Origin of the sequence: Paenarthrobacter sp. 2TAF44 (assembly GCF_052114885.1) — a bacterium.
Taxonomy (GTDB): domain Bacteria; phylum Actinomycetota; class Actinomycetes; order Actinomycetales; family Micrococcaceae; genus Arthrobacter.
Genome location: NZ_JBFRFP010000066.1, coordinates 1 through 382 on the forward strand (window position 1 = coordinate 1; position 382 = coordinate 382).

At 55.2% G+C, this 382-nt stretch carries 1 rRNA gene; it reads left to right on the plus strand.

The window, feature by feature from the left end:
- Positions 1-236 precede the first annotated feature (236 nt).
- A 5S ribosomal RNA gene (rrf, locus tag AB4Z15_RS24970) occupies positions 237-353 on the plus strand.
- The last annotated feature ends 29 nt before the right edge of the window (positions 354-382 follow it).

Consider the following 382-nt stretch of genomic DNA (forward strand, 5'->3'; position numbering starts at 1 on the left):
TAGGCCGGATGTGGAAGCGAGGACTAAAGACTCGTGAAGCTGACCGGTACTAATAGGCCAACAACTTACACCACACACAAAAACACTGCACGCGTCCACTATGTGGTTCCCGAACAACAAAACCCGTTGTCAGGAACAAAAACCACAACAAAATAACAACACCACAATGTTGTAACCAACAGTCTTCCCACCCCCAAACCGGAACCAAACCGGCACAGGGGGACGGGTAACAAGGTTACGGCGGTCATAGCGTGGGGGAAACGCCCGGTCCCATTCCGAACCCGGAAGCTAAGACCCACAGCGCCGATGGTACTGCACCCGGGAGGGTGTGGGAGAGTAGGACACCGCCGGACACACATTAGGTCGAGACCCCCCAACCCAC